Consider the following 21,040-nt stretch of genomic DNA (forward strand, 5'->3'; position numbering starts at 1 on the left):
TTTATTCGGTGAAGATGGTGCTCCTATCCGATCGGCGGATAAATGGATAGGGGAAGGATGGCATCGGTGCCATGTCGCATGCGTTCAACCCGCCGGACGGCCCGTGTTCAGCAGCGACACGGCGTCGGCCAGTATCGCCGGGTCGCCCACGGCCAGCACCGTGCCGTCGCCATCGGCGCGCAGCGGGCGGCCGTGCCAGTCGGTCATCCGGCCGCCGGCCCCTTCCACGACCGGCACCAGGGCGGCCCAGTCCCAGATTTTCATCGTGCATTCCGCGACCAGATCCACCTGGCCCAGTGCCAGCAGGCCGTAGGCATAGCAATCGCCGCCCCAGGTGACGCGCCGGGCGGCGCGGCGCAGGGCGTCCCAATGCGGGGTAGGGGCGTCCGCGATCATCTCGGGCGAGGTGCAGGACAGTTCCGCCAGGTTGAGCGCGGCGCAGCGCCGGGTGCCGACCGTGCCGGGCAGGCCGGACTCGTAGCGTGTCGGCCGGCCGCGCACGCCGATCCAGCGTTCGCCGGTGATCGGCTGGTCGATGAGGCCCAGCACGGGTACCCCGTCATCGAGCAGCGCGATCAGGGTGCCGAAGGTCGGGCGGCCGGTGACGAAGGCCCGCGTGCCGTCGATCGGGTCGATCACCCAGCACCGGCGCGCATCGCCGCGTTCCAGCCCGAATTCCTCGCCCAGCACCGCGTGATCGGGCAGGCGTTCGGCCAGGATCGCCCGAATCGTGCGTTCGGCCGTGCGGTCGGCGACCGTGACCGGGCTGCTGTCGCTCTTGTCGTCCACCGAGATTCCGGCCCGGAAGAATGGGCGGATCACGCATGCGGCGGCATCGGCCGCCGCCGTCGCCGCTTCGAGCAGGCGGTCGGCGTCGGCCGGGGTGAGACCGGGTGGGGTCATGGCTGGCGTCCTCCATCGGACAAGGTGTGCAGATAGGCGATGATCGCCGCGCGATCGCGGATATCGGGCAGGCCGGGGAATGCCATGCGGGTGCCCGGCGCGAAGCGGGCTGGGCTTTCCAGCCACGTCGCGAGCGCGTCGTCGGTCCAGAACTCCGACCGGTGCGCCGACAGGGCTGGTGAAAATACATAGCCGGGAACGTCGGCGATCGGGGTGCCGGCGACACCGGACAGGTTCGGCCCGACCGTCGGCGGGGCGCCCCGTGTGAAGCTGTGGCAGATCGCGCAGGTTCGCGCCGCGAGGAGCTGTCCGGCCCTGGGGTCGGCATGGGCGAGCGCATCGGCCAGAGACGGGCCGGCGGCCCCGCCGGGGGGCTCGGGCAGGGCGAAGGCCGGGCGGGGCGGAATGATGGCGGGTACGGCCAGGCGCCCCATCCAGGCGCTGCCCGCCACCGCCAGCGCGGTCAGCAGGATCGCGGCGCCGATGCGGTTGGCGTCGTGGCTGTCCATCTTGGATCCGGGCTCCGTCCGTGTTTCGGTTGCATGGGGGGCGGTCCTTACCTAGACTGCCGCCCGCCTTGTGTGAAGCAGCGTGGGGCCGTGCCAACGGGACGGAGCGCATGTCCGCAGCGGCGTTTCCCCGGCCGGACGTTTCCGCCGCTTTCGAGTGTCAAGGCCCCTGCGTGTCCGCATGAATCCGATCGTCATCATTCCCGCCCGCATGGCCTCGACGCGCCTTCCGGGCAAGCCGCTGGCCATGATCGGCGGCCGGCCCATGATCCTGCATGTTCTGGAGCGCGCGCGCGCCGCCGATATCGGGCCGATCGTGGTCGCGGTGGCCGAGCCTGAGCTGGCGCGGGTGGTGGAGGATGCGGGGGGCAGGGCGGTGCTGACCGATCCGGCCCTGCCATCGGGCTCGGACCGGGTGTGGCATGCGCTGGCGACCGTGGACCCGGACGGGCGGCATGACGTCGTGCTGAACCTCCAGGGCGACCTGCCGGGTCTGGTGCCGGAGACGCTGGCCGCCGCCCTGCTGCCGCTGGCCGATCGGGCGGTCGATATCGGCACGCTGGTCGCCCCGATCGCCGAACCCGGCGAGGCCGAGGCGGCTTCGGTGGTCAAGGTGGCGTGCGCCTTTGCCGATGGGGCGCCGCGTGCCGTGGCGCGGGCGCTGTATTTTTCGCGCGCGGCGATTCCGTGGGGGGCTGGAGTGCTGTGGCATCATGTCGGGATCTACGCCTATCGCCGGGCGGCGCTGGCGCGGTTCGTGGCCCTGCCGGAGGCGCCGTTGGAAAAACGTGAGAAGCTGGAACAATTGAGGGCGCTGGAGGCGGGAATGACCATCGGGTGCGCCCGGATCGCGGTCGCGCCCTTCGGCGTGGATACCCCGGCGGACCTGGAGCGCGCGCGCCGCATCCTGGAGACCGTCGCATGAGCGGCGCGCCGTCGATCCCGCGGACGGGGATCATCGCCTTTCAGGGACGGCCGGGCGCTTATTCCGACCTGGCGTGCCGGCAGGCCTTTCCGGGATGGACGACGCTGCCGTGCGAGACCTTTGCCGATGCGATCGCCGCCGTTCATGACGGGCGGGCCGACCTGGGCATGCTGGCCTGCGAGAACAGCCTGGCGGGCCGGGTGCCCGATATCCACGCCCTGCTGCCGCAGGCGGGGCTGAACATCGTCGGTGAACATTTCCAGCGGGTCGAGCATTGCCTGCTGGGCGTGCCGGGCAGCACGATCGCGCAGGCGAGACGGGTCCATACCCATCCTGTCGCCATGAGCCAGATCCGCGGCATCATCCAGAGGCTGAACCTGACCCCGGTGGTGGAATTCGATACCGCCGGCGCCGCCGAACTGGTGGCCCGGTGGAACAATCCCGAAGAGGTCGCCGTGGCCTCGTCGCTGGCGGGGGAACTGAACGGGCTGGTGGTGCTGCGCCACAATGTCGAGGACGCGGCCCATAATACCACCCGCTTCTATATCGCCTCGCGCGATGCCGTCCGGCCCCCGCCGGGCCGGAAGGGCACGATGACGACCGTGCTGTTCCGCGTTCGCAACACGGCCGGCGCGCTGTACAAGGTGCTGGGCGGCTTCGCCACCAATGGCGTGAACATGACGCGGCTGGAGAGCTATATGCTCGATGGCTCGTTCGCCGCCACGCAGTTCCTGCTGGATGTCGAGGGGCACCCCGAGGATGCGTCGCTGGGACAGGCGCTGACGGAGCTGGCCTTCTTTTCGGAAAGCGCCGCCATCCTGGGTGTCTATCCGGGTTCGCCATTTCGTGGAAATGGCGAACCGGGCCCATGACGGTTGCCTCGTCACCCCGCGCGGCACTAACACGATAGAATGACAGAGCAGGCAGGATCATATCCTGCGGGATTCGAGTGGAAATGACTATGTTCAAGGGTTCGATCACGGCCCTGATTACGCCGATGAACGATGATGGCTCGCTGGATTTTCCGGCCCTGGGCCGGTTTCTCGATTGGCAGGTGACCGAAGGGTCGTCGGGTGTCGTGCCGGTGGGCACGACGGGTGAGAGCCCGACCCTGACGCATGACGAGCATGCGCGGGTGGTCGAATATACCGTCCAGGCCGTCGCCGGACGGGTGCCGGTCATCGCAGGGGCGGGCTCGAACAGCACGGCCGAGGCGGTCGCCATGGCCCGGCATGCCAGGGACGCGGGCGCCGACGCCGTGCTGGTGGTCGCGCCGTACTACAACAAGCCGACGCAGGAAGGGCTGTACCGGCATTTCATGGCGGTTGCCGATGCGACCGACCTGCCGCTGATCGTCTATAATATTCCAGGCCGTTCGGTGGTCGAGATCTCGGTCGAGACGATGGCGCGCCTGGCGCGCCATGCCAGGATCATCGGCGTCAAGGATGCCACCGCCAACCTGCTGCGGCCGATCCAGGTGCGCCGGGCGATCGGTCACAAGCCCTTCAATCAGCTTTCGGGCGAGGACGGCACCGTGGTCTCGTTCCTGGCGGCGGGGGGCGACGGGTGCATCAGCGTGACATCGAATGTCGCGCCGCGCCTGTGCGCCGAACTGCATCGCGCGTGGCAGGACGGGCGCGTGGCCGAGGCGATGGAAATCCAGGACCGGCTTTCGCCGCTGCATGACGCGCTGTTCTGCGAGAGCAACCCGGTGCCGGTGAAATATGCCGCCAGCCTGCTGGGCCTGGCGGGCGAGACCTGCCGCCTGCCGCTGGCGCCGCTGACCGAGGAGTCCCGCGCGCGGGTGCGTGAGGCGATGGCCGCCGTCGGCCTGCTGGACTGACGGTCATGGCGGCGAAAACCAAGAGCGGCATGATCTCGCACGGGATCGCGGCGCAGAACCGCAAGGGTCGTTTCGATTACACGATCCTGGAGACGCTTGAAGCGGGACTGGTGCTGAAGGGGCCGGAGGTCAAAAGCCTGCGCATGGGGCGGGCCACGATCAACGAAGCCTATGCGGGCGACCGCAACGGCGAGATCTGGCTGTTCAACAGCTATATCCCCGAATATCAGGGCGGGGTGCTGTCGCGTTTCGAGCCCCGGGCGCCGCGCAAGCTGCTGCTGCACGGCAAGCAGGTGAACAAGCTGCTGGGCGCCGTGGCGCGCGAGGGCGTGACGCTGGTGCCGCTGGATATCCATTTCAACGACCGTGGCCTGGCCAAGGTCACACTGGGCATCGGCGAAGGACGCAAGAAGGCCGACAAGCGCCACGCCATCGCCGAGCGCGACTGGCAGCGCGACAAGGCGCGACTGATGCGCAACAAGGGCAAGGAATAGGCGCTCCCGGCGCCCGGATCCCGGCGTCCAGACAAAAACAGGGCCGCCCGAGGGCGGCCCTGCTGATCGATGGGGCGGAAGCCCGATCAGTCGACGCTGATCGACGCCGCCTCGGGGCCCTTCTGGCCCTGGACGACCTGGACATTCGCCGTCTGGCCTTCCGTCAGGCCCGTCAGGCCCGAGCGCTCCAGCGCCGAGGCGTGGACGAAGATATCCTTGCCGCCGCTTTCCGGGGTGATGAAGCCGAAGCCCTTCGTGGCGTTGTACCACTTCACCACGCCGCGCATTTCCTGCGCCTGCGACAGGTCGGGGGCGGGGCGGGACGGGCGGGCGCCGCCGAAGCCACCGGGCGCGCGCGGGGCGCCGGCGCCGAAGCCACGCGGACGTTCCGGCTGGGCGGTGCTTTCGTCAACCGAGCTGACCGAGGCGACCTGACGGCCCTTCGGACCCTGGCCGATGCGGACCTCCAGCGTCGTGCCGGGGGAGACGGAGCTGTGCCCGCTCTGCGCCAGCGCATTGGCATGAAGGAAGACGTCGCCCGTGCCGTCCGCCAGTTCGACGAAGCCGAAGCCCTTCTCGCTGTTGAACCACTTTACGGTCGCGCTGATCTCCGGTCCCGAGGCGATCACCTGCGAGGGCGCGCCACCGCCACCCATGGGGCGACGCGGTGCGCCGCTGTTGCTGCTGCCACGATCACCAAATGTCGGCGGCGACATGAAATCGTCGTCAAATCCGCCGCGGCGCGGGGAACGGGAGCTGCGGTCGGTCCTGTTACTTCTCAACGGTCGTAATCCCGAGGTCTAGTTGGCGGGTCCTGTCCCAGGAGCCACCGGATGAAGAAATTTTGCTGGATCAAGGCATTACACAACCGTTCTCCGAACCGCATGAGCGGCCGTGGCGGACAGCATCCTTTCCCCGCGCGGAGCCTAGCACGAATGCGGCGGCATCCAATACAGATAAGCATATCTCCGGCCGACGGTTCCATCGGGCGTGTCATCTTTAATGTGAGCGGGGATGAATGCGCGCGCAGGGTCCGCCGCGCGTCCGGCGATCACGAAAGCCATCGGTGGGGTTTCTTGAAACGCCCGGACGTTTTAGACAGGCGAAGGGCGCGGTCGGATACGGCGTCGCGCATGGGAAAGGAAAGCTGATGGGCCGGACAAAGACAAACAGAACAGCCCTTTGGATGGCACGTGTCGGCACGCTGGCCGGACTCGGATGCTTCGCGGCGTCCTTCCATGCCCGCGCCACCCCGTTGCAGGACCCGTATGGAACCTGGACGCTCCAGGGCGAGAACGACGCGGTCAGCACGCTGAAGGGCACGTCGGACCAGTATTATACCAGCGGCCTGCGCCTGAACTGGACGTCGGCCACCGACAACCAGCCGGCGCCGATCGAGACCATCAACCATGCCATCATGGGGGCGGGCGTCACCCGCATCAGCATGGGGCTGCAACAGCTTATCTTTACCCCGCACGATACGCAGCTCAGCACGCCCTCGCCGCGCGACCGCCCCTATGCCAGCCTGCTGCTGGGCACCGTCAACCTGATCAACGATACCGATCTGTCCCGGTCGGTGTTCGGGATTCAGGTCGGCGTCATGGGGCCGGCCGGACTGGGCGAGAAATTGCAGAACGGCTTCCACGGCGCGATCGGCGACACCAAGAACCTGGGCTGGAAGCATCAGTTGCAGAACCAGCCGATCTTCCAGGTGCAGGCCGGGCGGACCTGGCGGCTGCCGCTGGCCGACGTCTTCGGCATTTCGATGGACATGCTGCCCGCCGCTTCGGCCGCGATCGGCGATTACCGGATCTATGGGTCGGTGGCCGATACGTTCCGCATCGGCCAGGGGCTGAACAGCGATTTCGGCACGCCGATCATCGGGCCGGGCACCGACGGCACCGATGCCTACCGGCTGACGCGACCGGTGGCATGGTATGCCTTTGGCAACGTAACCGGCTCGGCCGTCGGGTACGACGCCACCCTCCAGGGCAATACGATGCGCAGCAATTCGCCGCATGTGCCGGTGAAGTGGGATGTGGGCGAGATCCATGCCGGCGTCGCGATCATGTGGCACGGCATGCGCCTGTCCTACAGCCAGGTGTGGCAGACCCAGGAATTCCGGGGCGCGCGCAGCGGGCTGTTCAATTACGGGTCGCTCGCGCTCTCCGCGAAGTTCTGAGGCGCGGGACGCCTTTCCGGCTGGGCGCCTAGCCGGATCGCAGCGTTCGCGCGGCGTCGCGGCGGTCGAACAGGTCCACCGCCAGCGCGACCGCCTCGCGCCGTGCCTCGGCGCCGCCTTCGACGATCCGCTGCGCGTCCTGCGCCGCGATCGTCACCAGCAGGTCCAGCCTGGCGCCGGTCGCCAGCCGCAGGTCGGGGAGGCCGGACTGGCGGCGGCCCGCCAGGTCGCCGCCGCCGCGCAGGCGGAAATCCTCGTCCGCGATCAGGAAGCCGTCCTCGGTATCGCGCAGCAGCGATAGCCTGCGTCGCGCCGTGCCGCCCAGCGCGTCGTCATGCAGCAGCAGGCAGAACGATTCGGCGCCGCCGCGCCCGACGCGGCCGCGCAACTGATGCAACTGGGCCAGGCCGAACCGTTCGGCATGTTCGATCACCATCACCGTGGCGGCAGGGATGTCGACCCCGACCTCGATCACCGTCGTCGCGACCAGGATGCGCGTGCGCCCGGCGGCGAAATCGGCGATCGCGGCCTCGCGCACCGTGATGTCCTGCCGGCCGTGCGCCAGCCCCACCAGCGGCCCGAAACGCTCGGCCAGGACCGCGAAGCGCGCCTCGGCCGCCGCGATGTCCAGCGCCTCGCTCTCGCTGACCAGCGGGCAGACCCAGAAGACGCGGGCGCCGCCCGCGATGGCGCGGGCAACGCCTTCCAGCAGGTCGCCCAGCGACGCCATGGCGTGCAGCGAGGTGCGGATCGGCAGTCGTCCCGCCGGCTTTTCGTCCAGGCGGCTGACCTGCATCTCGCCCCACTGTGTCAGCAGAAGGGTGCGGGGGATCGGGGTGGCGGTCATGACCAGGATGTCGGTCAGGTGACCTTTTTCACCCAGCAGGAGCCGTTGTTCGACGCCGAAACGGTGCTGTTCGTCGATCACCGCCAGCGCCAGGTCGGCGAATGCCACCTTGTCCTGGAACAGCGCATGCGTGCCCACCACCAGCTTCGCGTGGCCGGTGGCGATGTCCTCCAGCACCGCGCGCCGGGCCCGGCCCTTGATGCTGCCGCTGAGAAAGGCGACCGGGACCGGAGCCAGCCGGGTGAAGGTGGCCAGATGCTGGCGGGCCAGGATTTCGGTCGGCGCCATCAGCACCGCCTGGTGGCCGGCCTCGACCGCGCCCAGCATCGCCAGCAGCGCGACCAGCGTCTTGCCCGCGCCGACATCGCCCTGCACCAGTCGCAGCATCGGGCGCGGCGAGGCCAGGTCGGCATCGATTTCGCGCAGGGCGCGGGCCTGGGCGCCGGTGGGGCGGTAGCCGAACCGCTCCAGCGCGATGGCGCGCAGCGTGCCGGTCGGCACGACCGCGCGGCCGGGACGGTTGCGGTTGCGCCGCCTGGCCTCGGCCATCGCCACCTGTTCCGCCAGCAATTCGTCGCAGGCCAGGCGCAGGCGCGCCCTTTCCGACGCGGCGGCGTAGGCGTCGTCCTTCAACAGGTCGGGAAAGTCGTCGGGGCAATGCAGTTGGCGCAATGCGGTTGCGAAATCCGGCCAGTGGCGCCGTGCGACCAGGGTGGGGTCCAGCCATTCCGGCAGTTCGGGAAGCAGCGGCATCGCCTGCCGCAGGGCGTTGCGGACCTGGCGGGGAAAAAGCCCCGCCGTCAGGGGCCAGACCGGGTCCAGCAGCGGGATCCGTCCGATCTCGCCGCCCGGCACGATATGGTCGGGGTTGGCGATCGACAGGCGGTCGCCGAACGCGTCCAGCATGCCGGAGACCGCGACATCGCTGCCGACGACCATCTGCCGCGCCTGATAGGGCGAGAAAAAGGCCAGTTCGATGGCGCCGCTGTCGTCCGACAGGCGAACCCGCCAAGGCTGGCGCGTGCCGCGCGCCGGCGCGTCGAGCCGCTGCACGCGGCCCGACAGCGTGCAGATCCGGCCCGGAATGGCGTCGCGCATCAGGGGACGATAGCGGCGGTCGATCACGGAATCGGGAAGATGGAACAGCAGGTCGGCCACGCGTGTCCCGCCTGTGGCGCGCGCCAGCAATTTGGCGGTGGCGGCGCCGACCCCGGGAAGCGTGGCGAGCGGGGCCAGCAGCGGGCCGAGAAGGGCCCGTGAGTTGTCCTGGATCATGGTGTCGGGCGCGCCTGGTTCGATCGTTCTCATTGCTCCGGGGGCGTTTCTCCGGGCGGGTGCGACTGCCGGGCTGACAGGGCCCCGCCGGAGGGCTATAGGACAGCAACGCGAAGGAACAAAACGAAACCATATCCGGGCAGGCAGCATGTCCCTCGATACACCCGACTTCTCGACCCTCGATCCGCGCCGGCGCCGGATTTATTTCCGCGCCACGCATCGCGGCACGCATGAAACGGACATCCTGATCGGCGGCTTCGTGACCTCGCGCCTGGCGGCGATGTCGGATGACGAGATGGATGCGCTGGAAGAGGTGATGGACCTGCCGGATGCCGACCTCGCGGACTGGCTGAGCGGCCGCAAGCCGGTGCCGGCCGATGTCGATTGCCCGATGTTGCGCGCCATCATCGCCGATGCCAACGATCCCGCCCGGCAAGCCGCGATCCGGGGAGAGCGATGACAGCGGAGGTGAGGGACCATGCCGCCGGACGGACCGGCTGGATGAATGTCTGGGGGGTGCCGGACGGGTTCGACGCCTTTCTCGTCGCCCGCCGCGCCCACGAGCATGACGGGCCGGTGCTGCATGTCGCCCGCGACGACGCGGGCATGGCCCGGATCGGCGACCTGCTGTCCTTCATCGCGCCGAATGCCGAAATCCTGCGCTTTCCCGCGTGGGACTGTCTGCCTTACGATCGGGTGTCGCCCAATCCGGCGATCGTCGCGGAGCGGGTCGCGACCCTGACGCGCCTGCTGGAGCCGGCGACGGGCCCGCGCATCGTGCTGACCACGGTCGGCGGGCTGGTCCAGCGGGTGACGCCGCGCGCCGCCTTTCGCGGCCAGTCGCTGACGGTGGCCGCCGGCGACGGTCTGGACCAGGATTTCCTGATCGAATTGCTGGTGGCCAACGGCTACAACCGCACCGACACGGTGATGGAACCGGGCGAATTCGCGACCCGGGGTGGTATCTTCGACATCTTCCCCTCCGGCGAGGCCGAACCGGTGCGGTTGGACCTGTTCGGCGACGAGGTGGAGAATATCCGCCGTTTCGACCCCGCTACCCAGCGTTCGTCGGAGCGGCTGGAGCGGTTCGTGATGCGTCCGGTGGCCGATTTCAGCCTTGATCCGGCCAGCATCTCGCGCTTCCGCACCGGGTGGCGCGACCTGTTCGGGCCCGCCGCCGCCGGCGACCCGCTCTATCAGCATGTCTCCGACGGGCGGCGCCATGCCGGGCTGGAACACTGGCTGCCGCTATTCTACGAGCATCTGGAAACGCTGGTCGATTACCTGCCGGGCCTCGCGGTGGTCATGGCTCATCAGGCGGACGAGGTTCTGTCGTCGCGGCTGGAGATGATCGCCGATCATTTCGAGGCGCGGCGCCAGCCGGTGCGCGAGGGCGAGGTTCCGTACCGTCCGCTGCCGCCGCACCTGATGTATCTGGACCGCAAGGGGTGGGAGGGCATGCTGTCCGGTCACCCGGTGGTGGTGTTCAATCCCTTTTCGCGCCCCGAGGGAGCCGAGGGCATCGATGCTCTCGGGCGGCCGGGGATCCTGTTTGCCCGTTCGGTGGCGGACGGGTCGCGCGAGAACGTGTTCGCCATGCTCGACGCGCAGGTCCGGCAATGGGCGGAGACCGGGCGCCGGGTCTATCTTTCGGCCTGGACCCGAGGATCGCGCGAGCGGATCGCGACGCTGCTGCGCGAGCATGGCATGCGGGTCGAGACGTTCGACACCTGGAACCAGGCGCGGAGCCTGCCGGCCGGCACTGTCGGGCTGCTGATCCTGGGGCTGGAGCGCGGCTTCATCGCGGACAACCTGGCCTTCGTGTCGGAGCAGGACCTGCTGGGCGAGCGGATTTCGCGCCCGCCGCGCCGCCGCAAGCGCGCCGACCAGTTCATCGCCGAGGCGTCGGAGATCGCCGAGGGCGATCTGGTGGTGCATCAGGATTACGGCATCGGCCGCTATGACGGGCTGGAGACGGTGGCGGTCGGCAGTGCGCCGCATGACTGCCTGCGGCTGGTCTATGACGGCAACGAAAAGCTGTTTCTGCCGGTCGAGAATATCGAATTGCTGAGCCGATTCGGCTCCGACCAGGCCGGGGTGGCGCTGGACAAGCTGGGCGGTGCCTCTTGGCAGAACCGCAAGTCGCGGATGAAGCAGCGCATCCGCGACATGGCGGGCGAACTGATCCGCACCGCCGCGCTGCGTGCCCTGCGCGAAGCGCCCAGCCTGACCCCGGCGGAAGGGCTGTGGGACGAATTTTGCAGCCGCTTCCCCTTCGCCGAGACCGAGGACCAGGCGCGCGCCATCGTCGACGTGCTGGAGGATATGGGCTCCGGCCGGCCCATGGACCGGCTGGTCTGCGGCGATGTGGGCTTCGGCAAGACCGAGGTGGCGCTGCGCGCGGCCTTCGTGGCCGCGATGTCGGGCGCGCAGGTGGCGGTGGTGGTGCCGACCACGCTGCTGGCGCGGCAGCATTTCCGCACCTTCTCGGCCCGGTTCGGCGGGCTGCCGGTCACGGTGGCGCAATTGTCGCGCATGGTGACCGCCAAGGAGGCGGCGGCGGTCCGCAAGGGGCTGACGGACGGCACGATCAACATCGTGATTGGCACCCATGCCCTGCTGGCCAAGGGGGTGCAGTTCGCCGACCTGGGATTGCTGATCATCGACGAGGAGCAGCATTTCGGCGTCGCCCACAAGGAAAAGCTGAAGGCGCTGCGCGAGGACGTGCATGTGCTGACCCTGTCGGCCACCCCGCTGCCGCGCACGCTGCAACTGGCGCTGACCGGCGTGCGGGAGATGAGCCTGATCGCCACGCCGCCGACCGACCGGCTGGCGGTGCGCACCTTTATCATGCCCTTCGACAGCGTGGTGATCCGCGAGGCGATCCAGCGCGAGCGTTTCCGGGGCGGACAGATCTTCTGCGTCGTGCCCCGGATCGAGGATCTGGACCGGATGGGCGCGCGGCTTCAGGAGATCGTGCCCGACGCGCGGCTGGTGCAGGCGCATGGCCGCCTGACGCCCACCGAGCTGGAGCGGGTGATGACCGAATTCAGCGACGGCAAATACGACATCCTGCTCTCGACCAACATCGTGGAGAGCGGGCTGGACATGCCGGCGGTGAACACGCTGATCATCCATCGGGCCGACATGTTCGGCCTGGGGCAACTCTATCAGTTGCGCGGACGCGTGGGGCGCGGCAAGCAGCGCGGCTATGCCTATCTGACCTGGCCGCAGACCCATGTCCTGTCGGCCGCCGCCGAGAAGCGGCTGGAGGTCATGCAGACCCTGGATACGCTGGGCGCGGGCTTTACCCTGGCGTCGCACGACCTGGACCTGCGCGGCGCGGGCAACCTGCTGGGCGACGAGCAGTCGGGCCATATCCGCGAGGTCGGGATCGAACTCTACCAGCAGATGCTGGAAGACGCGGTGGTGGAACTGCGCGCCGAAAAGGGGAGGCGCAAGGCCCAGGACCGGGACTGGACGCCGAACATCATCCTGGGCCTGCCGGTGCTGATCCCCGAGGACTACGTGCCCGACCTGCCGGTGCGACTGGGACTGTATCGCCGCATCGCCGGCCTGGCGAACGATGCCGAGATCGAGGCGATGGAGGCCGAACTGGTCGATCGGTTCGGCTCGCTCCCCGACCCGGTGCGCAACCTGCTGGACGTGGTCGCGATCAAGCGCCTGTGCCGCGAGGCCGGGGTCGAGCGGCTGGAGGCCGGACCCAAGGGGATGGTGATCCAGTTCCGCGGCAATCATTTCGCCAATCCCGCCGGGTTGGTCGCCTGGATGGCGGCGCAGAAGGACGGCAATGTCCGCCTGCGCCCCGACCACAAGCTGGCCCTGGTGCGGGAGATGACGAATGCGCTGCGCATTCGTCTGGCGAAGGACACGGTCCAGGCGCTGGGCCGCCTGGCGGAGCAGGAGAAGGCGGCCTGAAGCGACAGGCCTCAGCGCAGCGGTAGCGGGATGTGATTGACGGTCAGGATGCCGCCTGCCCACGCCACGTCCCACGACGTCTGGGTATCGGCGTGATGGCCGACCAGGTTGGCCAGGGCCAGCGCGCCGGCCGGCCGGATCTGCCCGGCGGCGCGCAGGGTTTCGATCAGTTCGGGCAGGTTGCGCATGCTCATATGCCCGGCGGCCGAGGCCGCGTCGGGGCTGCCGGTCAGTTCCGCCGTGCCGCTGCCCTCCAGTTGCATGTCGCCGCGCCGGGCGCGCAATGTCCGGATCGTGACCGGCACGGCGATGCTGCGGGCCGGGCGGCCGGCGGTCGCGGCCAGCAGGGGGCCGAGCGCCTGGGCCGGCACCGCGAAATCCGATCGCGCGTCCTGGGGCAGCAGAGCCGCCAGCACGCTGTCCCCGTTGATGCCGGCACCGCGCATTTCCAGTGAAACGGCGATCGGCCGCGCATCCCCACCGCCGGACAGATGCAGGTGCATGGCACTGAAACGGATCTGCCGCGCGCCGGTCGTCGCGACCGGTGACGACCACGCGATGTCGTACGACCTGCCCGACTCCAGCCCTGCCATCATCGGCTGGAGGGTCGCGAGGAAATAATCGGCCGTGCATCCGGCGCCATGATGATTGACCAGTGCGCCGAGCAGCACCACCGACGCGGCATCGAGAAGATCGCGCAGCGCGCGCGCGTCGCCGGCGGGACCGCTGATCGTGACCGATGCGGCATGGAGAGAGGGCGCGCCGGTGCCGGGCGCGGACCGCAGGACATAATTGAGAGCGGTCATGTCGGTCGCCGAGGCCGACAGGCTACCGGCTCCGGCGATGGCGCAGGCCGGCGGCAGCGGCGCGGCCTGGACGCCGGTCGTCGCCATGGCGAGGATTGTGCCGAGGAGAGCCGGCAGGACGGGAATGCGCGTGATCATCGACTTGCCCCGGGAATAACGATCTTGTACCGCCCTTCCTTGGCACGGGATCGTGACCGAGGCGAGGCACGCTGCGATATTTCGGTGGTTGGCGTGCCGGTTCATGGTGCGGGCCGCCGAGACGTCCTTTCCACCGCCAGCGGAATTTTTCCGATGCTCAAACCCGACCCGTTCCTGATCAGCCTCGTCTGCACCGTCATCCTCGCCACGCTCCTGCCGTGCCATGGCGCCGCCGTGCCGATCTTCCAGGATCTGGCGATCGCGGTCATTGCCGTGATGTTCTTCATGCAGGGCGCGCGCCTGTCGCGCGAGGCCGTGGTGGGCGGCATCGTGAACTGGCGGCTGCATCTGGCGATCCTGCTCTGTACCTTCGCGCTGTTTCCGCTGCTGGGCCTGGGGCTGCATGCCCTTTTTCCGCACATGCTGCATCCGGCGGTGTGGCTGGGCATCCTGTTTCTGTGCTGCCTGCCGTCCACGGTGCAGTCCTCGATCGCGTTCACCTCGATCGCGCGTGGCAATGTGCCGGCGGCGGTCTGCGCCGCGACCACATCCAATATCCTGGGCATCTTCATCACCCCGCTCCTGACCGGGCTGGTGCTGGAACGCCATGGCGCGGCGTCGGGGCACGGCGGCGTGGTGGCGATCATGCTGCAATTGCTGTTGCCTTTCGTGCTGGGACAGGTCCTGCAACCCTGGCTGGGTAAATGGGCGCATCGCAACAAGCGCCTGCTGTCGATGACCGACCGGGGATCGATCCTGATCGTGGTCTATACCGCCTTCAGCGAGGCCGTGGTCCAGGGGTTGTGGCACCAGATGCCGCTCTCGCAGATCGGGTTGATCATGCTGGCGGACAGCGTCCTGCTGGCCCTGGTGCTGCTGATCACCACGCTGGGCAGCCGGGTCCTGGGCTTTCCGCGCGAGGACGAGATCGCGATCGTGTTCTGCGGTTCGAAGAAGACCCTGGCCTCCGGCGTGCCGATGGCCAACGTGCTGTTCCCGGCCGCCACCGTCGGGCTGGTGGTGCTGCCGCTGATGATCTTCCACCAGATCCAGCTCTTTGTCTGCGCGGTGCTGGCCCGGCGCTATGCCCATCAGGCCGGCAGGAAGGCTGACAGCGCGTCCAGCAGGGCCCGAGGGGCTTCCTCGGGGATATAATAGCCGCAGGCGATTTCTGCCTCGCTGAGCGGGCCGGTCGCGTAGGGCTGCCACAGATGGGCGGGATTGTACCATCCCCCCAGTCGCCCGTCCCGCGACCAGGCGACCAGCAGCGGACAGGCGATGCGCAGATCCCCCGGATAGGGGGGAATGCGATTATGGCCGTTCGCACCGGGTGTCTCGCCCGCCGGCATGGTTTGCAGGTAATCGGCGACCGCCGGGCGGCTGAACGGCGCCACGGAATGCGGTGCCGGCCGGGTCCATTCCTCGGGCACCGCCATGGTCGCCGATTCGGGCTTGGGGTGAAGCTGGGCGAACCAGCACCCGCTGTAGCGCGACAGTTCGAAGGCCAGGTCGGCGCGGCCGTAATGGCCGGGCGAGGGGATGCATTCGATCTCCGCCACGTACGTCACGCGGTCCGGCGCCAGCCAGGCGGCATAGGCGGCGATATGGCCGCCGGTGCCGTGGCCGGCCACCGCCAGGCGTTCGTGCCCCAGACCCCGCGCCAGGCGCAGCAATTCCTCCGCCTGGCGGCGGAAATCCAGGTCGCGGGGCAGGTCGGGGCACAGGACCGTATGGGTCGCGGCCAGGTCCGGCGCGATGGCGTGCCAGGCGACGTGGCTCTGCATCTGACCGTGCAGCAGGACCAGCAACGTGCCTTGCCCGCCCAGCCTGGCCCGTCGTGGACCGTCGCTCCACGCCATTTCCGTCAATTCGAGTTCGCCGAAGAACATGCTGGTTCCATTAAAGACTTGATGCGCGCGATCGCACACATATAGGCACACAGCAAATTATTGGACAGAACGGGGCGACTGGCCAGCCTGCCGATCCCCCCATGGCAAGGAAGCGAACCGCCCATGACCGGTCTGGACCCCGACAATTGGGACGATCTGCGTCGCCTCGGCCACCGGATGATCGACGACATGGTCGACCGGCTGGCGACCCTGCGGGACGGGCCGGTCTGGCGCCCGATGCCCGATGCGGTGCGTGATGCGCTGCACGATGTGCTGCCCGCCGGACCGACATCGCCCGAGATCCTGTACGAGCGGTTTCGCGAACTGATCGCGCCCTATGCCACCGGCAACACCCATCCGGGCTTCATGGGCTGGGTCCATGGCGGCGGCACCGCGGTTGGCATGCTGGCCGAATTGCTGGCCGGCGGACTGAACGCCAATTGCGGCGGCCGCGACCATGCGCCGGTCGAGATCGAGCGGGCCGTGATCGGCTGGGCGGCCCGGATCATGGGTTTTCCCGACGAGGTCACCGGGTTGCTGGTCACCGGGTCGTCGATGGCGAACATGATCGCGGTCGTGACCGCCAGCCGGGCGGTGCCGGACGGGCTGGCGCTGCGCCGGCAGGGCGTCGGCGGACGCGGGCTGGTCGGCTATGCCGCCGCCACCGCCCATGGATGCGTCGCCCGCGCCTTCGACCTGACGGGGTTGGGCAGCGACGCGCTGCGCGTATTGCCGGTGGCGTCCGACCATCGCATGGATCTGGCGGCGTTGCGGGCGGCGATCGCGGCGGATCGCGCGGCGGGACTGGAGCCCTTCATCGTCATCGGCACCGCCGGCACGGTCGATAGCGGGGCGATCGACGATCTGGACGGTATCGCGGATATCGCGGCGGCCGAAGGGCTATGGTTCCATGTCGACGGGGCCTTCGGCGCGCTGGCGATGCTGTCGCCTCGCTATCGTCCAGCCCTGCGGGGGTTGGAGCGGGCCGACAGCCTGGCCTTCGATTTCCATAAATGGGCGCAGGTTCCCTATGATGCCGGCTGTATCCTGGTCCGCGCCCCCGGCCGGCAGGCGGCGGCGTTCGCACAGTCGCTCGCCTATCTGTCGCGCGAGGATCGGGGGCTGGCCGGCAATGCGCCGTGGTTCTGCGATCTGGGGCCCGACCTGTCGCGCGGTTTCCGTGCGCTGAAGGTGTGGATGACGCTGGGCACCTATGGCAGCGACCGCATGGGCCAGATGGTCGATGCATGCTGTGCCGTGGCCCGGCATCTGGCGGCCCGGGTGGACAGCGAGCCGCTGCTGGAGCGTCTGGCGCCGGTGGGGCTGAACATCGTCTGTTTCCGCGTGCGGGTGCCCGGCGTGGATCTGGACCGGCTGAACGGCGAACTGGTCAAGGACCTGCACGAATCGGGCGTCGCCGCGCCGTCCACGACCATGGTGAATGGTGTGCGGGCCATCCGTGCCGCCATCGTCAACCACCGCACCGTGGCGGCGGATGTCGACGACATGGTCGATGCGCTGTTGCGGCTGCTGGCGGTCCGGCTGGAAAACGCGGCGGACTAGGGCCGTCGCCGGGCCGGCGAGGCTGCGCGTTCGTCGAACAGGTCCGAGAGTTCCTGCATCATCGTCCCGCCCAGTTCCTCGGCGTCGGATATCGTCACCGCGCGCCGGTAATAGCGCGTCACGTCATGGCCGATGCCGATGGCCACCAGTTCGACCGCGCTGCGATTTTCGATCTGGGCGATGACCTGGCGCAGATGCGTCTCCAGATACGATCCGGGATTGACCGACAGCGTGCTGTCATCGACCGGCGCGCCGTCGGAAATCACCATCAGGATCTTGCGGCTTTCCGGCCGGCCTTGCAGGCGCTTCCATGCCCAGAGCAGGGCCTCGCCGTCGATATTTTCCTTCAGCAGGCCCTCGCGCAGCATCAGGCCAAGATTCTTGCGGGACCGGCGCCATGGCATGTCGGCCGATTTGTAGACGATGTGTCGCAGGTCGTTCAGCCGGCCCGGGTTGGGCGGCTTGCCCTGCGCCACCCAGCGCTCGCGGCTCTGCCCGCCTTTCCACGCGCGGGTGGTGAAACCCAGCACCTCGACCTTCACCGCGCAGCGTTCCAGCGTGCGGGCCAGGATGTCGCCGCACATCGCGGCCACCGAAATGGGGCGGCCGCGCATCGAACCCGAATTGTCGATCAGCAGCGTCACCACCGTATCGCGGAAATCGGTGTCGCGCTCATGCTTGTAGGACAGCGACAGGGTGGGATTGACCACGATCCGCGACAGGCGGCCGGCATCGAGAATGCCTTCCTCCAGGTCGAATTCCCACGCGCGGGTCTGCTGGGCGAGCAGGCGGCGCTGCATGCGGTTGGCCAGGCGCGAGACCACGCCCTGGAGGCTGAGCAATTGCTGGTCGAGCTGCTGGCGCAGGCGCGTCAGTTCCTCGGGATCGCACAGGTCCTCGGCCGCGATCTCTTCGTCGAAGGCGGTGGTGAAGGCGTGGTAGGCGTTCGCCGAATCCTCGGCCGGCGGATGGTCGGCATCGCGCGGGCCGCCGGCTTCCTCCGACCCGGCCGCTTCGCCCGGCTCGGCATCGTCGGACTCCTCGTCGCCCATGCCGCTTCCCTGCGCCAACTGGGGTTGCAGGCCGGTTTCGTCCTCTTCCAGCCCGGACGAATCGTCCTGCTTCTGCTGCTGGTCGTCGGGGGATTCGGACGGCTGGTCGTCGGTTTCGTCGGAGGGCGGGCTGTCGCTGCCATCCGCGTCTTCCTCGATTTCGGCTTCGCCCTCGATCAGTTCGCAGGCCACCAGCAGGCGGCGCGCCGCCCGGGAGAAAGCCTTCTGATCGTCCTGGACCGCCGCCATGTCGCTCAACGCGTGCCGGGCGGACGGCCCCAGATGGTCGCGCCACTGGTCGGCGATCGCGCGCATCGGCTCGGGCACCGGTTCGCCCGTCAGCGTCTCGCGGGCCAGCAGCGACAATGCGACGGGCAGCGGAACCTGCTCCCGCCGGTCGGCCCGGTCGTAGCCGCTGTCGCGGTAGTCGCGCTCGGCCTTGTGTTGCAGGTTGGCCGCGACGCCGGCCATATGGCGGGCGCCCACGCTTTCCACCCTTGCCTGCTCCAGCGCCTCGTATGCCGCGCGGGCCTCGGACGGCTCGGGGCGGGTCGAGGCATGCAGGGCGACATCATGGTGGCGCAGGCGCAGCGCCGCCGCGTCGGCGGCGCCCCGGACGCGATCGATGTCCGCTTCCTGCAAGGCCGCACCTGGCTGGGGCAGGCGCACATGTTCGCCGCTGACGGCGGCGGCGGCCGGAATCGGGCCGCTCTGAAAGATCACGTCGGCGTCGGCGCGGCCGCCCAGCGCGCGCAGCACGCCCACCGTCGCGCGCTTGAACGCGTCCGTCCGCTCGGCGGCGGCCTGGCGGGCGGACATGATGTCGTTCCTGCGGTCGCGCATGGCGCCGGCCGATCAGCGCGCGCGCGGCGTGGCGCCGGTGGGGTCGACGTTGAAGCAGCGCTGGTAATATTCCGCCACCGTCTGCCGCTCCGCCTCGTCGCACTTGTTGAGGAACGTGACCCGGAACGCGAATTCCAGGTTCTGGAAGATCCGGTAATTCTCCGCCCAGCTTATGACCGTGCGCGGCGACATGACGGTGGAGATATCGCCCGCGATGAACCCCGCGCGCGTCAGGTCGGCCAGCGCCACCATGCTCTCGATCCGCTTGCGGGCCGGCGCGTCCTTGGGATCGACCCCCATCTTGGCCATCACGATCGCCGTTTCCTGGGCGTGCGGCAGGTAGTTCAGGGTGGTCACGATGTTCCAGCGGTCCATCTGGCCCTGGTTGATCTGCTGGGTGCCGTGATACAGGCCCGTCGTGTCGCCCAGCCCGACCGTGTTGGCGGTGGCGAACAGGCGGAAATACGGGTGCGGGCGGATGACGCGATTCTGGTCCAGCAGCGTCAGGTGGCCCTCGATTTCCAGCACGCGCTGGATGACGAACATCACGTCGGGGCGGCCGGCATCATATTCGTCGAACACCAGGGCGCAGGGGCGTTGCAGGGCCCATGGCAGCAGGCCCTCGCGGAATTCGGTCACCTGCTTGCCGTCGCGCAGCACGATCGCGTCCTTGCCGATCAGGTCGATGCGCGAGATGTGGCTGTCGAGGTTGATGCGGATGCAGGGCCAGTTGAGGCGCGAGGCCACCTGCTCGATATGCGACGACTTGCCGGTGCCGTGATAGCCCTGGATCATCACCCGGCGGTTGAACGCGAAGCCGGCCAGGATCGCCAGCGTGGTGTCATGGTCGAAACGGTAGGTGGGGTCGGCGTCGGGCACATGGTCGGTGCGGGTCGAGAAGGCGGGAACCTGCAAGTCGCTGTCGATGCCGAAGACGTCGCGCGCCGAAACCATCAGATCAGGGGCGTCGGGCAGGGACGAGATGGGCGGCAGCGCCTCTCCGTTCTCGTCAACGGCTCCGGCTGTCAGGGTGGCGAGGTCATTCATAGAGTTGCATCCGTAACGGCTGTTGGGTCCGGAGGCGCCGTGATGCGGCGTCGTCCCGGTCGTTCTCTCGACGGTTCCGGCCTTACTATAGACGCTATCGCCGGCAAGGCCATGCCTAGGCGGTACGTTCCAGGTCGGCTTCCCGCGCCGAAACCAGGTGGGCGCGCACCGTGGTGTAGGCGACATTGATGCTTTTCAGCAGTTCTTCCGACTGGCGGTCGCCGCCATTGGCATCGGGGTGGTGCCGCCGCGCCAGATCCTTGTAGCGCACCTTCAGCTCGTCCATCGACAGCGGCCAGTCCAGCCCCAGCATGTCCAGCGGCTGGCGCAGCGCCTCGGGCATGTCGGAGCGGGCGGCGGCATCGGGCCGGGGCGCCGCGCGGCGCGCGCCGCCCATCAGATCCATCGGGTCGATGAAATCGTCCGGGCCCAGGCGGCCGGCGCGCTGGCCCAGCCGCCAGGAGGGACGGTTCCACGAGACGTCGTCGCGGATATGTGCCTCGATCTGACCGGGCGACATGCCTTTGTAATAGTCCCATCGTGCATTGTATTCGCGCACATGGGGCAGGCAGAACCAGAAATACTCGTTCAGGCTGTCGCGTGATTTCGGCGCGCGGTAGCCGGCGGCCTCGTCACAGCCGGCCATGTCGCAACACCGGGCCGGCGCATCCGGATCGGGGTCGAAAGCCCGGTGACGTGTGTTCTTTCGGGTCATCATCTGGCGTTATGTGCGTTCGAACCGTATTCGTGCAAGAGCCATGACAGTCAGTCGGCGAAGGGAGCGG

At 68.7% G+C, this 21,040-nt stretch carries 18 protein-coding genes; 9 read left to right on the top strand and 9 right to left on the bottom strand.

Going from position 1 to position 21,040, the window contains the following annotated elements; all coding sequences use genetic code 11:
• Positions 1 to 84: 84 nt before the first annotated feature.
• Complete coding sequence (locus tag HLH48_RS02575; RefSeq protein WP_182995931.1) at positions 85 to 903, bottom strand: inositol monophosphatase family protein; 819 nt, start codon at positions 901 to 903, stop codon at positions 85 to 87.
• Positions 900 to 1,412 (bottom strand): c-type cytochrome, encoded by a 513-nt coding sequence (locus HLH48_RS02580; protein WP_182995932.1) that lies wholly within the window; start codon positions 1,410 to 1,412, stop codon positions 900 to 902. The genes HLH48_RS02575 and HLH48_RS02580 overlap by 4 nt, the downstream gene beginning before the upstream one ends.
• 181 nt (positions 1,413 to 1,593) lie before the next feature.
• On the opposite strand from HLH48_RS02580, the gene HLH48_RS02585 reads away from it, so the two are divergent.
• The 4 genes from HLH48_RS02585 to smpB all read left to right on the top strand — a co-directional run bounded on the left by HLH48_RS02585 (position 1,594) and on the right by smpB (position 4,674).
• Positions 1,594 to 2,337: a 3-deoxy-manno-octulosonate cytidylyltransferase gene (locus HLH48_RS02585; protein ID WP_182995933.1), complete on the top strand. Its 744-nt coding sequence runs from the start codon at positions 1,594 to 1,596 to the stop codon at positions 2,335 to 2,337.
• Positions 2,334 to 3,209: a prephenate dehydratase gene (locus HLH48_RS02590; RefSeq protein ID WP_182995934.1), complete on the top strand. Its 876-nt coding sequence runs from the start codon at positions 2,334 to 2,336 to the stop codon at positions 3,207 to 3,209. The genes HLH48_RS02585 and HLH48_RS02590 overlap by 4 nt, the downstream gene beginning before the upstream one ends.
• 89 nt (positions 3,210 to 3,298) lie before the next feature.
• The gene (gene dapA / locus HLH48_RS02595; protein WP_220794979.1) at positions 3,299 to 4,180 is read left to right on the top strand and encodes a 4-hydroxy-tetrahydrodipicolinate synthase; all 882 of its coding nucleotides are present in this window, start codon (positions 3,299 to 3,301) and stop codon (positions 4,178 to 4,180) included.
• 5 nt (positions 4,181 to 4,185) lie between these two features.
• Positions 4,186 to 4,674 (top strand): SsrA-binding protein SmpB, encoded by a 489-nt coding sequence (gene smpB, locus HLH48_RS02600; protein WP_182995936.1) that lies wholly within the window; start codon positions 4,186 to 4,188, stop codon positions 4,672 to 4,674.
• Positions 4,675 to 4,760: 86 nt separating this feature from the next.
• On the opposite strand, the gene HLH48_RS23500 is transcribed toward smpB, so the two are convergent.
• On the bottom strand, positions 4,761 to 5,456 hold the full coding sequence (locus tag HLH48_RS23500) for a cold-shock protein (protein WP_182995937.1): 696 nt from the start codon (positions 5,454 to 5,456) through the stop codon (positions 4,761 to 4,763).
• Positions 5,457 to 5,860: 404 nt separating this feature from the next.
• Here HLH48_RS23500 and HLH48_RS02610 point away from each other — a divergent pair, with 404 nt between their 5' ends.
• Positions 5,861 to 6,856, top strand: a complete 996-nt coding sequence (locus HLH48_RS02610; RefSeq protein WP_246386733.1) for a lipid A deacylase LpxR family protein — start codon at positions 5,861 to 5,863, stop codon at positions 6,854 to 6,856.
• 28 nt (positions 6,857 to 6,884) lie between these two features.
• Here the strand turns inward: HLH48_RS02610 and recG are convergent, their stop codons facing one another.
• Positions 6,885 to 8,978 carry an ATP-dependent DNA helicase RecG gene (gene recG / locus HLH48_RS02615; RefSeq protein ID WP_246386735.1) on the bottom strand — a complete coding sequence of 698 codons (2,094 nt, stop codon included), beginning with the start codon at positions 8,976 to 8,978 and terminating at the stop codon, positions 6,885 to 6,887.
• A 148-nt stretch (positions 8,979 to 9,126) separates the two neighbouring features.
• On the opposite strand from recG, the gene HLH48_RS02620 reads away from it, so the two are divergent.
• Together HLH48_RS02620 and mfd are read left to right on the top strand one after the other, a co-directional pair.
• Positions 9,127 to 9,438, top strand: coding sequence for an FAD assembly factor SdhE (locus HLH48_RS02620; RefSeq protein ID WP_182995940.1), 312 nt, complete (start codon positions 9,127 to 9,129; stop codon positions 9,436 to 9,438).
• Positions 9,435 to 12,917, top strand: coding sequence for a transcription-repair coupling factor (gene mfd, locus HLH48_RS02625; RefSeq protein ID WP_373320307.1), 3,483 nt, complete (start codon positions 9,435 to 9,437; stop codon positions 12,915 to 12,917). Before HLH48_RS02620 ends, mfd begins: the two co-directional genes overlap by 4 nt.
• 11 nt (positions 12,918 to 12,928) lie before the next feature.
• Here mfd and HLH48_RS02630 read toward each other — a convergent pair whose 3' ends face one another.
• Positions 12,929 to 13,861 (bottom strand): hypothetical protein, encoded by a 933-nt coding sequence (locus HLH48_RS02630; RefSeq protein WP_182995941.1) that lies wholly within the window; start codon positions 13,859 to 13,861, stop codon positions 12,929 to 12,931.
• Positions 13,862 to 14,014: 153 nt separating this feature from the next.
• Between HLH48_RS02630 and HLH48_RS02635 the strand changes: the two genes are divergently transcribed.
• Positions 14,015 to 15,016 (top strand): bile acid:sodium symporter family protein, encoded by a 1,002-nt coding sequence (locus HLH48_RS02635; RefSeq protein ID WP_182995942.1) that lies wholly within the window; start codon positions 14,015 to 14,017, stop codon positions 15,014 to 15,016.
• On the opposite strand, the gene HLH48_RS02640 is transcribed toward HLH48_RS02635, so the two are convergent.
• Complete coding sequence (locus tag HLH48_RS02640; RefSeq protein ID WP_182995943.1) at positions 14,953 to 15,750, bottom strand: alpha/beta fold hydrolase; 798 nt, start codon at positions 15,748 to 15,750, stop codon at positions 14,953 to 14,955. The two genes, HLH48_RS02635 and HLH48_RS02640, sit on opposite strands and share 64 nt — an antisense overlap.
• 123 nt (positions 15,751 to 15,873) lie before the next feature.
• Here HLH48_RS02640 and HLH48_RS02645 point away from each other — a divergent pair, with 123 nt between their 5' ends.
• Positions 15,874 to 17,313 carry a pyridoxal phosphate-dependent decarboxylase family protein gene (locus tag HLH48_RS02645; RefSeq protein WP_182995944.1) on the top strand — a complete coding sequence of 480 codons (1,440 nt, stop codon included), beginning with the start codon at positions 15,874 to 15,876 and terminating at the stop codon, positions 17,311 to 17,313.
• On the opposite strand, the gene cobT is transcribed toward HLH48_RS02645, so the two are convergent.
• From cobT to HLH48_RS02660, 3 genes are all read right to left on the bottom strand, one after another.
• On the bottom strand, positions 17,310 to 19,208 hold the full coding sequence (cobT, locus tag HLH48_RS02650; protein WP_182995945.1) for a cobaltochelatase subunit CobT: 1,899 nt from the start codon (positions 19,206 to 19,208) through the stop codon (positions 17,310 to 17,312). The two genes, HLH48_RS02645 and cobT, sit on opposite strands and share 4 nt — an antisense overlap.
• A 12-nt stretch (positions 19,209 to 19,220) precedes the next feature.
• Positions 19,221 to 20,255, bottom strand: a complete 1,035-nt coding sequence (gene cobS, locus HLH48_RS02655; protein ID WP_182995946.1) for a cobaltochelatase subunit CobS — start codon at positions 20,253 to 20,255, stop codon at positions 19,221 to 19,223.
• Between the two features lie 115 nt (positions 20,256 to 20,370).
• Entirely contained in the window at positions 20,371 to 20,973 is a 603-nt protein-coding gene (locus HLH48_RS02660) for a J domain-containing protein (RefSeq protein WP_182995947.1), read from the bottom strand.
• Between the last annotated feature and the right edge of the window lie 67 nt (positions 20,974 to 21,040).

This window comes from Gluconacetobacter sacchari (assembly GCF_014174255.1).
Taxonomy (GTDB): domain Bacteria; phylum Pseudomonadota; class Alphaproteobacteria; order Acetobacterales; family Acetobacteraceae; genus Gluconacetobacter; species Gluconacetobacter sacchari.

What these genes read in the sequence shown, in the direction of transcription:
- HLH48_RS02575 (WP_182995931.1), bottom strand. Translation starts at nt 903, where the DNA reads ATGACCCCACCCGGTCTCACCCCGGCCGACGCCGACCGCCTGCTCGAA.
- HLH48_RS02580 (WP_182995932.1), bottom strand. Translation starts at nt 1,412, where the DNA reads ATGGACAGCCACGACGCCAACCGCATCGGCGCCGCGATCCTGCTGACC.
- HLH48_RS02585 (WP_182995933.1), top strand. Translation starts at nt 1,594, where the DNA reads ATGAATCCGATCGTCATCATTCCCGCCCGCATGGCCTCGACGCGCCTT.
- HLH48_RS02590 (WP_182995934.1), top strand. Translation starts at nt 2,334, where the DNA reads ATGAGCGGCGCGCCGTCGATCCCGCGGACGGGGATCATCGCCTTTCAG.
- dapA (WP_220794979.1), top strand. Translation starts at nt 3,299, where the DNA reads ATGTTCAAGGGTTCGATCACGGCCCTGATTACGCCGATGAACGATGAT.
- smpB (WP_182995936.1), top strand. Translation starts at nt 4,186, where the DNA reads ATGGCGGCGAAAACCAAGAGCGGCATGATCTCGCACGGGATCGCGGCG.
- HLH48_RS02610 (WP_246386733.1), top strand. Translation starts at nt 5,861, where the DNA reads ATGGCACGTGTCGGCACGCTGGCCGGACTCGGATGCTTCGCGGCGTCC.
- recG (WP_246386735.1), bottom strand. Translation starts at nt 8,978, where the DNA reads ATGATCCAGGACAACTCACGGGCCCTTCTCGGCCCGCTGCTGGCCCCG.
- HLH48_RS02620 (WP_182995940.1), top strand. Translation starts at nt 9,127, where the DNA reads ATGTCCCTCGATACACCCGACTTCTCGACCCTCGATCCGCGCCGGCGC.
- mfd (WP_373320307.1), top strand. Translation starts at nt 9,435, where the DNA reads ATGACAGCGGAGGTGAGGGACCATGCCGCCGGACGGACCGGCTGGATG.
- HLH48_RS02630 (WP_182995941.1), bottom strand. Translation starts at nt 13,861, where the DNA reads ATGATCACGCGCATTCCCGTCCTGCCGGCTCTCCTCGGCACAATCCTC.
- HLH48_RS02635 (WP_182995942.1), top strand. Translation starts at nt 14,015, where the DNA reads ATGCTCAAACCCGACCCGTTCCTGATCAGCCTCGTCTGCACCGTCATC.
- HLH48_RS02640 (WP_182995943.1), bottom strand. Translation starts at nt 15,750, where the DNA reads ATGTTCTTCGGCGAACTCGAATTGACGGAAATGGCGTGGAGCGACGGT.
- HLH48_RS02645 (WP_182995944.1), top strand. Translation starts at nt 15,874, where the DNA reads ATGACCGGTCTGGACCCCGACAATTGGGACGATCTGCGTCGCCTCGGC.
- cobT (WP_182995945.1), bottom strand. Translation starts at nt 19,208, where the DNA reads ATGCGCGACCGCAGGAACGACATCATGTCCGCCCGCCAGGCCGCCGCC.
- cobS (WP_182995946.1), bottom strand. Translation starts at nt 20,255, where the DNA reads ATGAATGACCTCGCCACCCTGACAGCCGGAGCCGTTGACGAGAACGGA.
- HLH48_RS02660 (WP_182995947.1), bottom strand. Translation starts at nt 20,973, where the DNA reads ATGATGACCCGAAAGAACACACGTCACCGGGCTTTCGACCCCGATCCG.